The organism is Streptomyces echinoruber (assembly GCF_014651135.1).
In the GTDB taxonomy this organism is placed as follows: Bacteria; Actinomycetota; Actinomycetes; order Streptomycetales; family Streptomycetaceae; genus Streptomyces; species Streptomyces echinoruber.
In genome coordinates, this window is record NZ_BMWH01000002.1 from 198,614 (window position 1) to 216,860 (window position 18,247).

At 72.1% G+C, this 18,247-nt stretch carries 13 protein-coding genes, 3 tRNA genes and 1 pseudogene; 9 read left to right on the forward strand and 8 right to left on the reverse strand.

What is annotated here, in order from left to right; all coding sequences use genetic code 11:
• Positions 1-368 precede the first annotated feature (368 nt).
• The 3 genes from IE225_RS03720 (at position 369) to dnaG (ending at position 5,175) form a co-directional block, all read left to right on the forward strand.
• Positions 369-1,715, forward strand: a complete 1,347-nt coding sequence (locus IE225_RS03720; protein WP_190055835.1) for a deoxyguanosinetriphosphate triphosphohydrolase — start codon at positions 369-371, stop codon at positions 1,713-1,715.
• Between the two features lie 222 nt (positions 1,716-1,937).
• Entirely contained in the window at positions 1,938-3,203 is a 1,266-nt protein-coding gene (locus IE225_RS03725) for an NAD(P)/FAD-dependent oxidoreductase (RefSeq protein ID WP_190055836.1), read from the forward strand.
• 49 nt (positions 3,204-3,252) lie between these two features.
• A complete protein-coding gene (gene dnaG / locus IE225_RS03730; protein WP_190055837.1) occupies positions 3,253-5,175 on the forward strand; it encodes a DNA primase in 1,923 nt (640 codons plus the stop codon).
• A 37-nt stretch (positions 5,176-5,212) separates the two neighbouring features.
• Here the strand turns inward: dnaG and IE225_RS03735 are convergent, their stop codons facing one another.
• Positions 5,213-5,584, reverse strand: a complete 372-nt coding sequence (locus IE225_RS03735) for a hypothetical protein (protein WP_190055838.1) — start codon at positions 5,582-5,584, stop codon at positions 5,213-5,215.
• Positions 5,585-5,741: 157 nt separating this feature from the next.
• On the opposite strand from IE225_RS03735, the pseudogene IE225_RS03740 reads away from it, so the two are divergent.
• Positions 5,742-7,148, forward strand: a pseudogene (locus IE225_RS03740) (RNA polymerase sigma factor).
• A 120-nt stretch (positions 7,149-7,268) separates the two neighbouring features.
• Here the strand turns inward: IE225_RS03740 and IE225_RS03745 are convergent.
• The 4 genes from IE225_RS03745 to IE225_RS03760 all read right to left on the reverse strand — a co-directional run bounded on the left by IE225_RS03745 (position 7,269) and on the right by IE225_RS03760 (position 13,151).
• The gene (locus IE225_RS03745; RefSeq protein WP_190055839.1) at positions 7,269-9,197 is read right to left on the reverse strand and encodes an ABC transporter ATP-binding protein; all 1,929 of its coding nucleotides are present in this window, start codon (positions 9,195-9,197) and stop codon (positions 7,269-7,271) included.
• Positions 9,197-10,930, reverse strand: coding sequence for an ABC transporter ATP-binding protein (locus tag IE225_RS03750; RefSeq protein ID WP_190055840.1), 1,734 nt, complete (start codon positions 10,928-10,930; stop codon positions 9,197-9,199). Before IE225_RS03750 ends, IE225_RS03745 begins: the two co-directional genes overlap by 1 nt.
• A 330-nt stretch (positions 10,931-11,260) precedes the next feature.
• The gene (locus IE225_RS03755) at positions 11,261-12,715 is read right to left on the reverse strand and encodes a xylulokinase (RefSeq protein WP_190055841.1); all 1,455 of its coding nucleotides are present in this window, start codon (positions 12,713-12,715) and stop codon (positions 11,261-11,263) included.
• Positions 12,716-12,836: 121 nt separating this feature from the next.
• Positions 12,837-13,151, reverse strand: coding sequence for a YtxH domain-containing protein (locus tag IE225_RS03760; protein WP_190056096.1), 315 nt, complete (start codon positions 13,149-13,151; stop codon positions 12,837-12,839).
• A 166-nt stretch (positions 13,152-13,317) separates the two neighbouring features.
• Between IE225_RS03760 and IE225_RS03765 the strand changes: the two genes are divergently transcribed.
• From IE225_RS03765 to IE225_RS03775, 3 genes are all read left to right on the forward strand, one after another.
• Positions 13,318-13,390: transfer RNA gene (locus IE225_RS03765), tRNA-Asn, on the forward strand.
• Between the two features lie 6 nt (positions 13,391-13,396).
• Positions 13,397-13,469 (forward strand) — tRNA-Asn (locus IE225_RS03770).
• A gap of 209 nt (positions 13,470-13,678) precedes the next feature.
• A tRNA-Ile gene (locus IE225_RS03775) sits at positions 13,679-13,752 on the forward strand.
• Positions 13,753-14,048: 296 nt separating this feature from the next.
• Here IE225_RS03775 and IE225_RS03780 read toward each other — a convergent pair.
• From IE225_RS03780 to IE225_RS03790, 3 genes are all read right to left on the reverse strand, one after another.
• Positions 14,049-14,927 carry a hypothetical protein gene (locus IE225_RS03780; protein ID WP_190055842.1) on the reverse strand — a complete coding sequence of 293 codons (879 nt, stop codon included), beginning with the start codon at positions 14,925-14,927 and terminating at the stop codon, positions 14,049-14,051.
• Positions 14,928-15,177: 250 nt separating this feature from the next.
• Positions 15,178-16,023, reverse strand: coding sequence for a hypothetical protein (locus IE225_RS03785; protein WP_190055843.1), 846 nt, complete (start codon positions 16,021-16,023; stop codon positions 15,178-15,180).
• A 93-nt stretch (positions 16,024-16,116) separates the two neighbouring features.
• A complete protein-coding gene (locus IE225_RS03790) occupies positions 16,117-16,596 on the reverse strand; it encodes a helix-turn-helix domain-containing protein (protein ID WP_190055844.1) in 480 nt (159 codons plus the stop codon).
• A 188-nt stretch (positions 16,597-16,784) separates the two neighbouring features.
• Between IE225_RS03790 and IE225_RS03795 the strand changes: the two genes are divergently transcribed.
• Both IE225_RS03795 and IE225_RS03800 read left to right on the forward strand, forming a co-directional pair.
• Positions 16,785-17,015 carry a helix-turn-helix domain-containing protein gene (locus IE225_RS03795; protein ID WP_190055845.1) on the forward strand — a complete coding sequence of 77 codons (231 nt, stop codon included), beginning with the start codon at positions 16,785-16,787 and terminating at the stop codon, positions 17,013-17,015.
• A 185-nt stretch (positions 17,016-17,200) separates the two neighbouring features.
• A complete protein-coding gene (locus tag IE225_RS03800; RefSeq protein WP_229879215.1) occupies positions 17,201-18,244 on the forward strand; it encodes a YqaJ viral recombinase family nuclease in 1,044 nt (347 codons plus the stop codon).
• Positions 18,245-18,247: the final 3 nt, after the last annotated feature.

The following is an 18,247-nucleotide window of genomic DNA, read 5'->3' on the forward strand; positions in this document are numbered from 1 at the left end:
CGGCCACGCGACCCGCACCCACCCGTACCCCGCACGTCCCGCCCCGGACGGCCCGCACCCGTCGCGCCCGGCACCCGCCGTACCCGAGACCTGCCGCGCCCGGCACCCGTCGCGCCCGGCACCCGCCGTACCCGAGACCTGCCGCGCCCGGCACCCGTCGCGCCCGGCACCCGCCGTACCCGAGACCTGCCGCGCCCGGCACCCGTCGCACCCGAGACCTGCCGCGCCCGGCACCCGTCGCGCCCGGCACCCGTCGGCCCCGCATCCGGCATCCGGCACCCGACACCCGGCGGCCCCCGCCCCCGTGGCGGCCCCCGCCCCCGCGCCGCCCCCCGCCGACTGTCACCGCGTGCGCTTACTGTCGAGACATGACAGGCAGCGCATCCCCACCCGGCTACGGCCCCCCCGGCCACGACCCGCACGGCTATGACCCGGCGTCAGTCGAGCGGTGGGCCCCCGAGCCCGACAAGCGGCCGGGCCGTACCGCCTTCCAGCGCGACCGCGCGCGCGTGCTGCACTCCGCGGCGCTGCGCCGCCTGGCCGGCAAGACCCAGGTGGTCACCCCGGACGGGTGCGGCCCGGCCTGGGACGCCAGCCCCCGCACCCGGCTCACCCACTCGCTGGAGTGCGCCCAGGTCGGCCGCGAACTCGGCGCGGCCCTCGGCTGCGACCCGGACCTGGTGGAGGCCGCCTGCCTCTGTCACGACCTGGGGCACCCGCCCTTCGGGCACAACGGCGAGCAGGCGCTCAACGAGTTCGCGGCCGACTGCGGCGGCTTCGAGGGCAACGCCCAGTCGCTGCGGCTGCTGACCAGGATCGAACCCAAGCGGTTCGTCACCGACTCGGCGACCGGCGACCTGGTCAGCGTCGGCCTCAATCTCACCCGCGCCACCCTGGACGCCGCCACCAAATACCCCTGGCCGCGCGGCGCCCACCCCACCGATCCGGCTTCGCCCAAGTTCGGCGTCTACGAGGACGACCGGCCCGTCTTCGACTGGGTCCGCAAGGACGCCCCCGCCGCCCGCACCTGCTTCGAGGCGCAGGTCATGGACTGGTCGGACGACGTGGCGTACTCGGTGCACGACGTCGAGGACGGCCTGCGCGCCGGTCATATCGACCCCCGCAGCCTGTACGCCGGACCGGAGCGGCGGGAGGTGTTCGCGGTGGCGCTGGGCCGCTACGTCCCCGCCGGCACCGACCCGGAGGAACTCGCCGGGGCCCTCGACCGGCTCCAGGCGCAGGAGTGGTGGCCGCACGGCTACGACGGCACGGCCGTGGCCCAGGCCCGCCTGAAGGATGCCACCAGTCAGCTCATCGGCCGCTTCTGCCTGGCCGCCGAGAACGCCACGCGCGCGGCCTGGGGCCACCGCCCGGGCCGTTCGGGCGCCGGCGGGGGCCTGACCCGCTACGGCGCCGAACTCGTCGTGCCGCGCGAGACCCGCATGGAGTGCGCCGTCCTCAAGGCCGTCGCCGACCGCTACGTCATGCAGCGCGCCGAGCAGGAGCGGCTGCGCGCCGAGCAGCGTGTCGTCGTCACCGAGCTCGCCGAGGCGCTCACCGCCCGCGCGCCCGACGGCCTCGATCCGCAGTTCCGCGCCCTGTTCGAGCGGGCCCCGGACGACCGCGCCCGCAAACGGGTGATCGTCGACCAGATAGCGTCCCTCACCGACGCCTCGGCGCGCTCGCTTCACGCCCGCCTCGCGGGGCACCCGTGACGGCGGCCCGCCCCTCCTGCGCCTTCCGGGACGCGTGCGCTCCTCAGAGACACCTCAGAGACACCTCAGAGACACCTCAGGGACACCTCACAGGGACACCTCAGGGACATCTCCGGGACGCGAAGGTGACCCTGCGTGGCCTGATCGGGCCACTCCCCCTTCCCGCATCACGCTGCGTGCGGGAGGCTCGCAGAGGGCGGCATCCTGACGAGGAGGCAACAAGTGGTCGACGCGGATCAGACATTCGTCATCGTCGGAGGAGGTCTGGCCGGTGCGAAGGCGGCCGAGACACTCCGCGCGGAGGGCTTCAACGGCCGTGTGATCCTCATCTGCGACGAGCGCGACCACCCCTACGAGCGCCCGCCGCTGTCCAAGGGCTACCTGCTGGGCAGGGAGGAACGCGACAGCGTCTTCGTGCACGAGCCCGCCTGGTACGCGCGGCACGACGTCGAACTGCACCTCGGCCAGACCGTCGTCGCGATCGACCGCGCCGCGAAGACGGTCCGCTACGGCGACGACGGCACCTCCGTGCGCTACGACAAGCTGCTGCTGGCCACCGGCGCCGAACCGCGCCGCCTGGACATCCCCGGCACCGGCCTGGCCGGCGTGCACCACCTGCGCCGCCTCTCCCACGCCGAGCGGCTGCGCGGCGTCCTGACCGGCCTCGGCCGGGACAACGGCCACCTCGTGATCGCCGGCGCCGGCTGGATCGGCCTGGAGGTCGCGGCGGCGGCCCGCGAGTACGGCGCCGAGGTCACCGTCGTCGAACCCGAGCCGACCCCGCTGCACGGCGTCCTCGGCCCCGAACTGGGCCAGATCTTCACCGAGCTGCACCGCGAGCACGGTGTCCGCTTCCACTTCGGCGCCCGCCTCACCGAGATCGTCGGCCAGGACGGCATGGTGCTCGCCGCCCGCACCGACGACGGCGAGGAGCACCCCTGCCACGGCGTGCTCGCCGCGATCGGCGCCGCCCCGCGCACCGCGCTCGCCGAGTCGGCCGGGCTGGAGGTCGCCGACCGCCGCCACGGCGGCGGCATCGTCGTCGACGAGCGGCTGCGCACCTCCGACCCCGACATCCACGCCGCCGGCGACGTCGCGGCCTTCCCGCACCCCCTGTTCGGCACCCGGCTGCGCGTCGAGCACTGGGCCAACGCCCTCCACGGCGGCCCGGCCGCCGCCCGCGCCATGCTCGGCCGGGACGTCGTCTACGACCGCATGCCCTATTTCTTCTCCGACCAGTACGACATGGGCATGGAGTACTCCGGCTGGGCGCCCCCGGGAAGCTACGACGAAGTGGTGATCCGGGGGGACGCCGGGAAGCGCGAGTTCCTCGCGTTCTGGGTGCGGCAGGGCCGCGTGCTGGCCGGGATGAACGTCAACGTGTGGGACGTCACGGACCCCGTCCAGCGACTGATTCGTACGAAGGCACAAGTGGACGTCGAGGCGCTGGCCGACCCGCACGTCCCGCTGGACAGCCTGGTCCCGTAGCCGTCCACGGCACGACGGGAGTGTCCTGGCGCCCCCGTAGAATCACCCCGTGGCAGGACGGATCAACGACGAGGACATCAAAGCGGTACGGGACGCCGTCCCGATCGACGCCGTGGTGTCCGAGTACCTCCAGCTGCGCGGCGCCGGCGGCGGCAACCTGAAGGGCCTGTGCCCCTTCCACGACGAGAAGACGCCCTCCTTCCAGGTCAGCCCCAGCAAGGGACTCTTCCACTGCTTCGGCTGCCAGGAGGGCGGCGACACCATCGCCTTCGTGATGAAGATCGACCACCTCTCCTTCACGGAGGCGGTCGAGCGGCTCGCCGCCCAGGCGGGCATCACCCTGCGCTACGAGGAGGGCGGCTACAACCCCGCCCACCAGCGCGGCGAGCGGATCCGCCTGGTCGAGGCCCACAAGATCGCCGCCGAGTGGTACGCCGAGCAGCTCGCCACCAGCCCGGAGGCCGAGGCCGGCCGGGTCTTCCTCGCCGAGCGCGGCTTCGACCAGGCCGCCGCCGTCCACTTCGGGATCGGCTACAGCCCCCAGGGCTGGGACCACCTCACCCGCTACCTGCGCGGCAAGGGCTTCACCGACAAGGAGCTGCTCGCCTCCGGCCTCGCCCAGGAGGGACGGCGCGGCCCCATCGACCGCTTCCGCGGACGGCTGATGTGGCCCATCCGCGACATCGGCGGCGACGTCGTCGGCTTCGGCGCCCGCAAGCTGTACGAGGCGGACACCGGCCCGAAGTACCTGAACACGCCCGAGACGGCGATCTACCGCAAGTCCCAGGTCCTCTACGGCATCGACCTCGCCAAGAAGGAGATCGCCAAGACCTCCCGCGCGGTCGTCGTCGAGGGCTACACCGACGTCATGGCCTGCCACCTGGCCGGGGTGCGCACCGCCATCGCCACCTGCGGCACCGCCTTCGGCACCGAGCACATCAAGATCCTGCGCCGGCTGCTGATGGACAACGGCTCCGCGCGCGTCATCTTCACCTTCGACGGCGACGCGGCCGGCCAGAAGGCGGCGCTGCGGGCCTTCGAGGACGACCAGAAGTTCGCCGCCGAGACCTACATCGCCATCGCGCCGGACGGCATGGACCCCTGCGACCTGCGCCTGGCCAAGGGCGACGAGGCCGTCGTCGACCTGGTCGAACCCCGCACCCCGCTCTTCGAGTTCGCGCTGCGCCAGATCGTGGGCCGCTACGACCTGGACACCCCGGCCGGCCGCGCCGCCGCCCTGGACGAGGCCGCGCCCGTCGTCGCCCGGATCAAGAACACCGGCGCGCAGCACGAGGTCGCCGTCCAGCTCGCCGGCCTGCTCGGCATCCTCGACACCCAGTTCGTGGTCCGCCGGGTGGCCCAGCTCGCCCGCCGCCACCGCGACGGCGGCGGCCGCCCCGCCGCCGGCCGGCGCCCCGCGGCACCGCGGCAGCCGTACGGCGACCACACCCCGTACGCCCCGCCCCGCGCCCCCTCCGGCCCCCCGCTCAACCTGCGCAACCCGGTCTACGCCACCGAACGCGAACTGCTGAAGCTCGCCCTGCAGCGCCCCGAGCTGGTCTCCCCGGCCTTCGACGCGTACGGCGTCGACGAGTTCACCGCGCCGCCCTACGCCGCCGTCCGCCAGGCCATCATGGACGCCGGCGGCGCCGAGCAGGGCGTCCAGGACCCGCAGGAGTACCTGGTCCGCGTCCGCGAGGCGGCCCCCGACGACCGGGTCCGCGCCATGGTCACCGAACTCGCCGTCGAGCCCATCCTGATCCGCCGGGAGGTCGACGCCACCTACGCCGGCGCCCAGCTCGTCACCGTCCGCCGCCGCGCCGTCGAACGCCGCGTCCGCGACCTGCAGTCCGCCGTCGCCCGCCTCTCCGCCACCGGCGACCACGCCCAACTGGCCTCCGTGCAGAACGAGTTGTGGGTCCTCCAGCAGTACGACCAGGCTTTGCGGGAGCGCGGCGCACAGGCGCTGTGAGGCGGGCGGCGCGCTCATCCCGCGGCTGCTCGGGTTTCTACGGCCGCTCGGGTTCCTGCGGCTGCTCGGGCGGGGTGATGCCGAGGTGGTCGAGGATGGCGGCCTGCCCGGTGGCCAGACTCTGCAGCAGCCTGCCCTGTTGCGCCTGACCGGCCACCAGGGCACCGAGCAGCTCGCTGTGCTCGGCCAGGGTCCTGGTGTGTGCCTCCAGCGTCCTGCCGTGCTCGAGCTGGGTCTCCCGCAGGGCCCGGATCACCTGCATGTCGGCCCGCCGCTGCACCTGCAGTGCGGCCACGTCACGGTCGGAGCCCACGGCGAGATTGTGCGTGGTCACCTGCTGCTCCACGATCTGGTCGACCCGCGCCTCCAGCGCCTCGATACGCCGCCGGAGCTCCTCGTTCTCACCCATGCGTTCCATCCTGCCTCATCCGACCGGGCGGACGGGCCCGGCGGTCGATCCATCCGATCGTCAAACGACCTGAGTAACCGACCGGTCACGGACCGGACGCAAAAAGTCATCGCACGCCCCTCGTGGCAGCGATGTGTCGTACCCCACACTGGGTGCGGTGCCTGAGTCCTCGGAGCGCGGCCGATCCGTCCCGGGCGGGTCCGTCGGTCCCGCGGTTCCGTTCGTCGCGTACGGGACGGACAGCGGCGAGGCCGCCGACTCCGCCCCGAAAAACCGCTGCCGCACGCTTCGGCAGCGATCATCCTGGAGGTCGCCCCCCGTGCAGACCCAGACCCTCACGCAGACCGACAGCAGCATCACGGACGGCCTGGAGCCCGACGCGGAGAACGACGTCCTCGCCGCCGCCCGGCGAAGCCGTGCCGTGCTCCGCCCCGCGGCCGGCCCGCGCACCCCGTCCGGCCCGGTGCGGGCGCCGGGCGCGGAGCCCGCCGAACTCCCGGAGGCACCCGGCCCCGACGACCCTGACGGCTCTGACGACCCCGACCTCTCGTCCGACCCTTCGTCCGAGCCGCTCGCGGGCGGCGAGCCGGAGCCCGGATCAGAGCCCGGACCGGAGCCCGCCGAGCCGCCGGCCGGCCGTCCGGAGACCGGCGGTCCCTCCTCCGACCTGTTCCGCCAGTACCTGCGCGAGATCGGACGCATCCCGCTGCTGACCGCGGCCGAGGAGGTGGAACTCGCCCGCCGCGTCGAGGCCGGCCTGTTCGCCGAGGAGAAGCTCCACACCACCCCCGACCTGGACAGCCGGCTCGCGAGCGACCTCGACCGGCTCGTCGTCATGGGCCGCATGGCCAAGCGCCGCCTGATCGAGGCCAACCTGCGGCTCGTGGTGTCCGTGGCCAAGCGGTACGTCGGCCGCGGACTGACCATGCTGGACCTGGTGCAGGAGGGCAACCTCGGGCTCATCCGCGCGGTGGAGAAGTTCGACTACGCCCGCGGCTACAAGTTCTCCACCTACGCCACCTGGTGGATCCGCCAGGCCATGTCCCGGGCGCTCGCCGACCAGGCCCGCACCATCCGCGTCCCCGTGCACGTCGTCGAACTCATCAACCGCGTCGTGCGGGTGCAGCGGCGCATGCTGCAGGAGCACGGCCGGGAGCCGACCGCGGAAGAGGTCGCCGCCCAGCTCGACCTGCCGCCCGAGCGGGTCGGCGAGGTGCTGCGCCTCGCCCAGGAACCCGTCTCCCTGCACGCGCCGGTCGGGGAGGAGGACGAGGTCGCGCTCGGCGACCTGATCGAGGACGGCGACGCCGCCAGCCCCGTCGAGTCGGCCGCCTTCCTGCTGCTGCGCGAGCACCTGGAGGCCGTCCTGTCCACCCTCGGTGAGCGCGAGCGCAAGGTCGTGCAGCTGCGCTACGGCCTCGTCGACGGCCGCCCCCGCACCCTGGAGGAGATAGGCCGCATCTTCGGCGTCACCCGGGAGCGCATCCGCCAGATCGAGTCCAAGACCCTCAACAAGCTGCGCGACCACGCCTTCGCCGACCAGCTGCGCGGCTACCTGGACTGACATCCCCGGAAGCATCCCCGGACCGGTACCCAGGCCGGCGCCCGGACCGGCGCCCGGGCAGACGGGAGGGGCCGCTCACCGTCCGGTGAGCGGCCCCGGGCCCTTCAAACGGCCGTCGGCTCAGTCGACTTCGGCAACCGCCTGCGCGAACTGCGCCTGGTACAGCCGCGCGTACGCCCCGCCCGCCGCCAGCAGCTCGCCGTGCGTGCCCTGTTCCACGATCGCGCCGTTCTCCATCACCAGGATCGTGTCGGCGTCCCGGACGGTGGAGAGGCGGTGGGCGATGACGAACGACGTACGGCCGTGCTGCAGTTTGGCCATCGCCTTCTGGATGAGGACCTCGGTGCGGGTGTCGACGGAGCTGGTGGCCTCGTCCAGGACGAGGATCGCCGGGTCGGACAGGAACGCCCGCGCGATGGTGATGAGCTGCTTCTCACCGGCGCTGACCCCGGAGCCCTCGTCGTCGATGACGGTGTCGTAGCCGTCGGGCAGGGTGCGGATGAACCGGTCGGCGTGCGCGGCGCGCGCCGCCTCCTCGATCTCCCCGCGGGTGACCTCCCGCGAGGCGCCGTAGGCGATGTTCTCCGCGATGGTGCCGCCGAACAGCCAGGTGTCCTGCAGCACCATGCCGATCTGCGCCCGCAGTTCCTCCCGCGACATGCGCGCGATGTCCACCCCGTCGAGCAGGATGCGCCCGCCGGTGACCTCGTAGAACCGCATCAGCAGGTTGACCAGCGTGGTCTTGCCGGCGCCGGTCGGGCCGACGATGGCCACCGTGTGCCCCGGCTCCACCTTCAGCGACAGGTCCTCGATGAGCGGCTTGTCGGGGTCGTAGCGGAACGACACGTGCTCCAGCTCCACCCGGCCACGCACCCGCTCGGGCTTCTGGGCCGGCTGCGGGTCGGGTTCCTGCTCCTCGGCGTCCAGCAGCTCGAAGACGCGCTCGGCGGAGGCGACGCCGGACTGCACCAGGTTCGCCATCGACGCCACCTGCGTCAGCGGCATCGAGAACTGCCGCGAGTACTGGATGAACGCCTGCACGTCGCCGATCGACAGCGCGCCGGAGGCGACGCGCAGACCGCCGACGACGGCGACGAGGACGTAGTTGAGGTTGGAGACGAACATCATCAGCGGCTGCATGATGCCGCTGTTGAACTGCGCCCGGAAACCGGCCTCGTACAGCGCCTCGTTCTGCTCGGCGAACAGTTTGGCCGACTCCTCCTGCCGCCCGAACACCTTCACCAGGGTGTGCCCGGTGTACATCTCCTCGATGTGCGCGTTGAGTTGGCCGGTGGTGCGCCACTGCTGCACGAAGTGCGGCTGCGAGCGCTTGCCGACGCGCGTGGCGACGAGGAACGACAGCGGCACGGTCACCAGCGCCACCAGCGCCAGCAGCCAGGAGACGTAGAACATCATCGCCAGGACGCCGACGATGGTCAGCAGGGAGTTGATCAGCTGCCCCATCGACTGCTGCAGCGTCTGGCCGATGTTGTCGATGTCGTTGGTGGCGCGGGAGAGCACCTCGCCGCGCTGCCGCTTGTCGAAGTAGGCCAGCGGCAGCCGCGACAGCTTGCCCTGCACGTCCTCCCGCAGCCGGTACATCGTGCGGTTGACGGTCCGGTTGACCAGGCGCGTCGCCACCGCCATCAGCAGGCCGGCGGTGAGGAAGGTGCCGAGCGCGAGCAGCAGCACGCCGCCGACCCGGTCGAAGTCGATGCCCCGGCCCGGGGTGAAGTCGGTGCCGCTCAGCATGTCGGCGATGTCGCCCTGGCCGCGCTGCCGCATGCCCTCCAGCACCTGCTCCTTGGTCAGGCCGGCGGGCATCCGCCGCCCGATGATCCCGCCGAAGACCAGGTCGGTGGCGCGGCCGAGGATCTTCGGCCCGACCACGTTGAGGCCCACGCTGAGCACCACGCACAGCAGCAGCGCGGCTATGGTGAGCCGTTCGGGCCGGAACCGGGCGACAAGCCGCTTGCCCGAGCCCTTGAAGTCCATCGAGCGGCTGTCCGGGCCGCCCCCGGCCATCATCCGCCCCATCGGCCCGGCCATCAGGCAGCCTCCGCTTCCGTGAGCTGGGAGAGCACGATCTCCCGGTAGGTCTCGTTGTCCGCCATCAGTTCGTGGTGGCGGCCGGTGCCGACGACGGCACCCTCGTCCAGGACGACGATCCGGTCGGCGTCGCGGATGGTGGCCACCCGCTGCGCGACGATCACGACGGTCGCCTCCCGGGTCTCCTGGGCGAGCGCGGCGCGCAGGGCGGCGTCGGTGGCATAGTCCAGGGCCGAGAAGGAGTCGTCGAAGAGGTAGATCTCCGGGCGCTGCACGAGGGTGCGGGCGATGGCCAGGCGCTGGCGCTGACCGCCGGAGACGTTGGTGCCGCCCTGCGCGATCGGCGCGTTCAGGCCGCCCTCCAACCGCTGCACGAACTCCTTGGCCTGCGCCACCTCCAGCGCGTGCCACAGCTCCTCGTCGGTGGCGTCCGGATTGCCGTAGCGCAGGTTGGTGGCGACCGTGCCCGCGAACAGGTACGGCTTCTGCGGCACCAGGCCCACCGTGCGCGCCAGCGTCCTCGGGTCCAGGTCCCGCACGTCCACGCCGTCGACGAGGACCTCGCCCTCGGTGGCGTCGAACAGCCGCGGCACCAGGCCCAGCAACGTCGACTTGCCGCTGCCGGTGGAGCCGATGACGGCGGTGGTCTCGCCGGGGCGGGCCACCAGGTCGATGTTCTTCAGCACCGGCTCCTCGGCCCCCGGGTAGCGGAACCCGGCGCCGCGGATCTCCAGGTGCCCGCGGCCGCGCAGCTGCGTGACGGGCGCGGCCGGCGGCACCACGCTCGACGACGTGTCGAGCACCTCCTGGATGCGCTCGGCGCACACCTCCGCGCGCGGCACCATCATGAACATGAAGGTGGCCATCATCACGGACATCACGATCTGCATCAGATAGGCGAGGAACGCCGTCAGGTCGCCGATCTCCATGCCGCCGCTGTCGATGCGGTGCGCGCCGAACCACACCACGGCGATCGACGACAGGTTCACCACCGTCATCACCATCGGGAACATCAGCGCCAGCAGGTTGCCCGTGGCCAGCGCCGACGAGGTCAGGTCGGCGTTCGCCCCGCGGAACCGTTCCTTTTCGTAGGTGTCGCGGACGAAGGCGCGGATGACCCGGATGCCGGTGATCTGCTCGCGCAGCACCCGGTTGACCGTGTCCAGGCGGACCTGCATGCCGCGGAACAGCGGCCGCAGCCGGCGTACGACCAGCGTCACGCACAGGGCGAGCACCGGCACCACCGCGACCAGCACCCCGGACAGCGGCACGTCCAGCCCGAGTGCCATGACGATGCCGCCCACGCACATGATGGGCGCGGACACCATCAGGGTGAACGACATCAGGGCCAGCATCTGGACCTGCTGCACGTCGTTCGTCGTACGGGTGATGAGCGAGGGCGCGCCGAACTGGCCGACCTCGCGCGCGGAGAAGGACTGCACGCGGTCGAACACGGCGGCCCGCACGTCCCGGCCCAGCGCCGACGCGGTCCGCGCACCGAAGTACACCGCACCGATGTTGCATACGACCTGCGCCAGCGAGATGCCGATCATCAGGCCGCCGAAGGTGAGGATGTATCCGGTGTCGCCCTTGACGACACCGTTGTCGATGATGTGCGCGTTCAGCGTCGGCAGGTACAGGGTGGCGCAGGTCTGCAGGAACTGCAGCAGCACCACCAGGGCGATGGGTCTCTTGTAGGGCCCGAGATGGGCCCGGAGAAGTCGAATCAGCACGCTACGTCTCTCGGAGTCGGCGAAAGAAGGGGCCTGGCCGCCCTTGGCCCCTATCGTCGAACACTCCACCGGTGTTACCTCAACCGATTAACCCGAAGAGGCGGAAGACCGGCCGCCCCGGCAGGGCGTGCGCTGCACGCGCAGCGTCCGGCGGGGCGTGCACCGCGCGCGGAACGACCCGGGGTGTGTCTGCTCGCGGAACGCCCTGGGGTGCGTCTGCACGCGCACCGTCCGGCTGGGCGTGCACCGCGCGTGAAATGCCCCGGGACGCGTCTGCTCGCTGAACGCCCCGGGGTGCGTCTGCACGCGCACCGTCCGGCAGGGCGTGCGCTACGAGCGAAACGCCCCGGGGTGCGTCTGCTCGCGCACCGAGACGAACTGCTGCCGCACCGCCTGCCCCACGGCCAGCTCCTCGCCGGGCTCCAGCACCTGCGCCACCGCCCCCTGCCAGGCCGGCGGGGTGCGCGGATCGAGCGTGCCCTGCGCCACACCCAGCGCCCAGGCGGCCTGCCGGGCGGCGCCGAGCGCGGCGTAGTCCGCGGCCTGCGGCACCACGACCTGCGCCCCGAACAGCGAGGGCGCCGACGCCTGCACGGCGGGCAGTTCGGCGGCCGGCCCCAGCAGGAAGACCCGCCGCACCTCCACACCCCGGCCGCGCAGCACGTCCAGCGCGTCCGCGAGCCCGCACAGCATGCCCTCGAACGCGGCCCGCGCCAGGTGCTCCGGCTTCATCGACTCGCGCCTGAGGCCCGCCAGCGTGCCCGCGGTGTGCGGCAGGTGCGGGGTCCGCTCGCCCTCCAGGTAGGGCAGCAGCACCAGCCCGTGCGCCCCCGGCGTCGACTTCATCGCCAGGTCCGACAGCGTCTCCAGGTCCGGCAGCCCGAGCAGCTCGGCGGTGCCGCGCAGGGCCCGTACGGCGTTCAGCGTGGTGACGACCGGCAGGTACATGCCGGTGGCGTCCGCCAGCGAGGTGATCATCCCGGTGTTGTCGGTGAGCGCCTCGGAGTGGACGGCCGTGACGGACCCGGAGGCGCCGAGCGACACCACGACGTCGCCGAGACCCAGCCCCAGCCCGAACGCGGCCGCCATGGTCTCCCCGGTCCCGGCGGAGATCAGCAGCCCCTCCGGCGTCGTACCGGCCGCGTCGGCGGGCCCGATCACCTCCGGCAGGATCGCCTGGTGACCGAGCGCCAGCTCCACCAGGTCCGGCCGGTAGGCGCCGGTGGCGGCCGACCAGTAGCCGGTGGTGGAGGCGCCGCCGCGGTCGGTGGTGCGCCGCACCGGCCGGCCCAGCAGTTGCCACACCAGCCAGTCGTGGGCCTGCAGCAGAGCGGCCGTGCGCCGGGCGTTGTCGGGTTCGGTGCGGGCGAGCCAGCGCAGCTTGGTCACCGGGTGCACGGCCTGCGGCACCAGGCCCACGGCCTGCGCCCACGCCTCCCGCCCGCCGAGCGCGTCGACCAGGTCGGCCGCCGCGATCTGCGCCCGCCGGTCCCCGCCGACCATCGCCGGCCGCACCGTGGCGCCCTGCGCGTCCAGCGGCACCAGCGCGTTCTGCTGCGCCGACACGCCGATGGCCTGCACACCCTCCAGCAGCCCGCCGCCGGCCGCCTCGCCCAGGGACAGCAGCCAGGCCTGCGGATCGACGTCGGCGGGCCGGCCCCCGCCCTCCGGGCCCGCCACCGGATGCGGCGCGTATCCCTGCCGCAGCACGGCTCCCGTGTCCGTGTCGCAGACGACGATACGAGTGAAATCGGGCGAACTGTCCAACCCGGCGACTATCCCCATGGCCAAAATTCTGCCGCACGGCCGGGGGTGGCCGTGCGGCTGTGGTCGTGCCGGTGCCGATGCCGGTGTGGCTCCTCCCGCACCCTGCGGCCCGCGAAGGGCGACGGAAGGTCACGGAGGGCTACGGCGTGGTGCTGGTGCCCCAGTCGTCCACGTCCCGCCCGGTGCCGCTCCCGCCGCGCTCCCGCAGCGAGCGCACCCGGCGGCCCACCGAGTCGGGCATCCGGTCGCCGACCTTCTCGCCCACCACGTGGACCGCCTTGCCCGCGATCCGGCGCCCCTGCTGGGCCGCCGTCTCCGCGGTGTTGCGGACCGCCGGGTTCTGCGCGACCTGACGTGCGGACTTCTTCAACTGCTCGTACCGCTCCCGCCCGGCCCTCGTGCCCAGCACGTAACCCACGGCGAGTCCGGCGAGGAACATCAGCCGGTAACGCATGGCGGCCACCCTTCCCTTGCGTCGCGTCGGAGGCGGGGAGCGCGTCCGCGACTCTCGGCGGTACCGATTGGCGGAGCACCCCCCTGCTTGCGCTAATGTATGTGTCGCAGCGAGCACGCGCCCCCTGGCGAATACCCAGGTAAGTACGTTCGATGCAGCGAGGCGTTCCTCCGTAGCTCAATTGGCAGAGCAGCCGGCTGTTAACCGGCAGGTTACTGGTTCGAGTCCAGTCGGGGGAGCTTCGGTCCTCCGTAGCTCAATTGGCAGAGCAGCCGGCTGTTAACCGGCAGGTTACTGGTTCGAGTCCAGTCGGGGGAGCACCGTGAACGAGGACCCTCCGGGGTCCTTTTTCATGTCCGGCCACGGATGCGCCACGGATTCGGCTTCCCGTCCGGGGAACCGTCGGCCCCGCGGCGGAGTCCTCAAGGTCACGAAGGCCGCACGCAGCCGACCATCCGAAGCAGGAGATCGTATGAGCGGCTATGCTGCGGCAGACGGCGCGCACACGTGTACGTGACGCGCCGCGAGGGGCGGTAGCTCAGCCGGTTAGAGCAGCGGACTCATAATCCGTCGGCCGTGGGTTCGAGTCCCACCCGCCCCACCGAGACGCTCCGCCGCAGACACGTTCTCACCTGCGGCGGAGCGCGAAGAACCGCCACGCCGGGGCGTCACCCGAGCGCCACAAGATCACTTGCTCGCCCATTGCTCGCCCGAAGTGTCAGAGCACGGAAATGCCCGCCGGTTGCTCGCCCGACCTCCGGGCGAGCAACCGGCGGGCGCGCGTTCAGTCCTGTCGCGGGATGGTGGCGAGCAGCCAGGAGACGCCCGTGTAGAGCCGGTGCAGTGCGAAGGGGCCCCGAAACCTCGGGGCCCCTTTCCGCGTCGTACTGTGCGGGTTCAGCCGCACTTGCCGGGCGCTTTGCCGTGGCACTCGCCGCTCTTGCCGGGCCCGTCGCCGCCGGCGTGGCCGCGGCCGGGGCTGCCGGCGTGGCCGCGGCCGGGGCTGCCGGCGTGGCCGCGGCCGGGGCTGCTGGCGTGGTTGGGCGGCGTGCTCTCCCGGCTTGTCGGCTGCGGCGTGGACGGCTCGCCGCCGGCCGGCCCGGCCGGTGATTCGGTCGCGGTGGGGCTGGTGGCCGGCTGCTCGCTCGGTTCGGTGCCGTGGCCGGACGCGGCGCCGGTGGTGGGGGAGGTGCCCGCCCGCGTGTTGTTCGCTGCCCCTGTGGCGGCCGGGGCCGGTGTGGGGGTGGTGGTGCGCAGGGGTCGGCGGCGGTCGACGACCGTCTCCGGTCTGGTGACCAGATCGGCCGTCGTGCGCTCGCTGTCGAGGCCTGCGTGGTCGGGGGCGGTCGCCGGCGGAACCTTGCCGGGGGAGTGGCGGTCGAGCTGGTAGGGGGTGAGGCTGAGGGCGCTGCTGCCGACGACGGCGACCGAGACGGTCGCGGCTGCGGCCGCGGCTACCTTGTAGCGGTGGGTGGTGGTGATCGCGGGCATAAAGATGGCGGCGAGTCCGCCGCCGCCGAGGTAGAGGGAGAGATGCCGTCGGCGTTTGGTCGGCTGGCAATCGGTGTCGTCGCTCGGAGCGGGGTCGGGGACGGGGGTGGGCGCGGGGGCTGCTGTCCCGGTGGCGGGTGGGGTGGTTGTGGTCGCGCTCGTGATGGCGGCGATCTTGACTGCGGTCATCTCAGCGCGCAGCTGGGTGATGTGTTTGTTGTGCTTTCTCCATCCCCAGGACAGCAGCGCTACCGCGAGCAGAGCGGCCCCCAGCATTACAGCCATGATCATCAGCGTTCCGGCTATTACGGCGTCACCCACGACCGCCCCCTTGTTGACACAGTCTCAAATCCGCTTACTAGGTTGGTTGATTGAGGTGCTTAACGCGAGTCTGGATACGACCTGTGACAATCCTGTGACAGCAGTAAACCGGCCGCTTACCCCTGTCTTCCGTGGTTCGGTGGTATAAGCACGCGGGCGCGACGGCGAGGCCCCCGGCGGGGAGATTCCCAACGCGCCTACTGCGGGCCGGAGTTCAAACGCACAGGTCGACGAGCTCGCCGAGGTGTACGCGGATGAGGCAGTCGCCGTCGCCGTCGTGCCCGTCTCCGGCGTCCGGCGGATTGGTGCTAGGAGTTTCCGGAACTGGGCTTCCAGCGTTGGGAGTTGAAGGTTCCGGATCCGCGGGTGGGGCGGTGGTCACCGGGGGTGATAACGGGCCCGGTCGGTTTTCGGTCATGCTCGACGAGGCGCTGTCGCGCGGGCCGGGCTCCGGGCTCCGGGTCGCTGCCTGGGGGCTGAGGCGGCCGGTGGGCGAGGGGCGGTCGTCGGCCGGGCCGGGCGTCCGCTCGGTGCCGGGGGCGCGGCCGCCGTCCCGCCGTCCGCCGTTCCTGGCGTTTCCGTCGGATGGCTCGTCGTGCGGGGCGTACCGCTTGCCGCGGTCGCCGCTGCTGCTGCCCGGTGTGCCGGGAGCTGCGGCCCGCGGGTGATGGCCGCCGGCATCCGACGGGTGATCGTTCAGCGTCAGGTAGAGCGCGGCGGCCGTGCTGGCGGCTGCGACGGCCACGGCCGTTCCTGCGGCGGTGGCGGCGCGGTGTCGCTGCCACAGAGGGCGCAGGCGGTCGCCGAGCGAGGCGAGGACGGCGGCGACGCCGCCGCCGATGTAGAGCGCGAGGTGGCGCCGGCGGCGCACAGGCTCGGGCTCGGGCTCGTCGCCGGCCGGTGCGGGGATGGTGCGCTGCTGGAGCGCGGCGATCTTCGCTGCGGTGATCTCGGCGCGGAGCTGATTGATCATCTCTGCGTGCTTCCGGTTGGACCGGTGGAGCAGGACGATTGCCAGTACGGCCGCGCCAAGAACACCCGCTATCAGTACGTCTGTCACATTAGCTCCCTGTTCGATTAGCCTGGGGCATCATGTGACACTTCGTTAAGTCTTGTACAGTCAGGGTTAGGTCGTAACCCTCCTGTGACGATGTCAGCTGGCGTGCCTGTGCCGGTCCGAACGGTCGGCCACCTCCTTCGTGGGTGCGGCCAACTCGCCGCTTGTGAAGCGGCGCAGCACCTCGGCCTGGGCCTCGGGGGGCAGGTCGGCGAGGAGGGTGGCGATCGCGTCAACGCGCGGGTCGCTGCCGTGCGGGCCGGTCGCGCTCGCGGGAGACGGCTGTGCCTGGAGTAGTTCGACCAGCGCGTCCGCAGCATCTGCGCGGCCGGCGCCCCTGAGCTGGTCGGGCGTGACGCCGACCACCTGTGCCATGCGCGCGAGCGTCTCCGCGGGCGCGACGGTCGGGACGCGAACGCCTCCGCCGACGTCCTGGTAGCCGTTCACGATCTGGCGCCACCGGGTCTCCCCCAGGCCAGCGCGTCTCGCCGCTTCACGGCCGGACAGCCGTGACCGGCGAAGGGCCTCTTTGATGAGCACCGCCTCAGGCGGTGGCTCTGGCTTCTGCGTATCCACGGCTAGAAGGCTCGCACAATTACGCATTACTGCGCCACAGGAACGCGCATGATGGCGGGATTGTCCGCACTGCGCACAGTGTCAAATGTGCGCGCAGTGCGCGCACTGGCATTGCACTGCGCAGCACTACGCATTAGTTTGAAATCATGAGTGAACGCCGACGGCAACGGCGCCCGTGGGGCGCTCCCATGAATCAGGCTCCGCAGGCCGTGACGGCCGCCCGCACGGCCGCCGGTCTGACGAAGCGGTCCGTAGCGAGGGCGGCTGGTTTCAGCGAGCAGCTCATGTGCGACATCGAGGCCGGTCGGCGCAACGCGACCCCGCAGAAACTGGCGGCGATCGCGGCCGTACTGGGCTGCCCGGTCGCCGCGCTGGAGGCCAGGCCGGCCGAGTCCGCGACCTCGCGGCCGTCGTCGTGACGCTGCGGCGCGCACGGACCGCGCTCGCGCTCATCAGTCCGCTTCGGACTCTCGCCGCCCCTGGGTGGCGGAACGGGGGCGTCGGGCTCTCGCACAGCCCGACGCCCCCGACTCCCCCTGAACCAACGTTGGAAGAAGGAACGTTGTCCGCACAGGCTACAGAACACCCGTGGACACCCGCCGCCGTGACGGCGGCGGACCTCGCGTACGGTGCACCGACCGCGCGTCTGCTGCTGCCCGCCGACGCGAGCGAGGAGCAGTGGCATGAGGCACGCCGCGGCGGCATCGGCGGATCCGACGTCGCCGCGATCCTCGGGCTCGACAAGTACAGGGGTCCGCGCCACGTCTTCGAGGCCAAGCACGGCCGGCCCGTCGAGCCCGACGCCGAACTCAGCGAGTACGCCGAGATCGGGCAGGAGATCGAGCAGTTCGTCTCGTACCTGTTCACGAAGCGCACCGGCATCCCGGCCGTGCCGACGCCGGGCACGCTCGTGCACGTCGAGCACGAGTGGATGCGCGCGAACGTCGACCGGTACGCGCTCGACCCCCAGACCGGCGAGGTCGTCGCTCCGGTCGAGCTGAAGAACCGCAGCGAGTACCAGATCGACGAATGGGAGGACGGCGTTCCCGACGGGCCCGCGCTCCAGGCCCACTGGTACATGGCCGTCGGCGGCTGGCCGTACGCGTGGGTCGCCGCGCTCGTCGGCGGCAACAAGCTGCGGTGCCACCGTCTGGAACGCGACGACGAACTGATCGAGACCCTGATCGACGTCTGCGGGAAGTGGTATCAGCGGCACGTCGTCGAGGGGTACCCGCCGCCGGCCGACGGGCTGGAGGCGACGAAGAACCTGCTCGGCCGGCTGTGGGAGGTCAAGCCGAACGAGATCGTCGAGGTCCCCCGCGACAAGGCAGTCAAGCTGCGCCGTCGGCGCGCGTCGCTGATCGAGCAGATCAAGGCGCTCGACGCCGAGCGGACCACGGTCGAGAACGAGATGCGGCTGATCAACGAGGCCGCCGAGATCGCGAAGGTCGACGGCAAGATCGCCTGGTCGAACAAGCAGAACGGCACCTTCGCCGAGAAGCGGTTCCGCGAGCAGCACCCGGACGTGGCCGCGCTGTACACGACGACCGTCGAAGTCCTCGACGTCGAGCGGCTCAAGGCCGAGCGCCCCGACCTCTACCAGAAGTTCCGCGCCCGCGTGCTGCGCGTCCCCACGAAGGAGCTGTGACCG

Bases quoted from the DNA above. Each gene is read 5' to 3' on its own strand.
- IE225_RS03720 (WP_190055835.1), top strand. From the start codon at position 369: ATGACAGGCAGCGCATCCCCACCCGGCTACGGCCCCCCCGGCCACGAC.
- IE225_RS03735 (WP_190055838.1), bottom strand. From the start codon at position 5,584: ATGGGTGAGAACGAGGAGCTCCGGCGGCGTATCGAGGCGCTGGAGGCG.
- IE225_RS03745 (WP_190055839.1), bottom strand. From the start codon at position 9,197: ATGGCCGGGCCGATGGGGCGGATGATGGCCGGGGGCGGCCCGGACAGC.
- IE225_RS03755 (WP_190055841.1), bottom strand. From the start codon at position 12,715: ATGGGGATAGTCGCCGGGTTGGACAGTTCGCCCGATTTCACTCGTATC.
- IE225_RS03760 (WP_190056096.1), bottom strand. From the start codon at position 13,151: ATGCGTTACCGGCTGATGTTCCTCGCCGGACTCGCCGTGGGTTACGTG.
- IE225_RS03780 (WP_190055842.1), bottom strand. From the start codon at position 14,927: ATGGCTGTAATGCTGGGGGCCGCTCTGCTCGCGGTAGCGCTGCTGTCC.
- IE225_RS03795 (WP_190055845.1), top strand. From the start codon at position 16,785: ATGAATCAGGCTCCGCAGGCCGTGACGGCCGCCCGCACGGCCGCCGGT.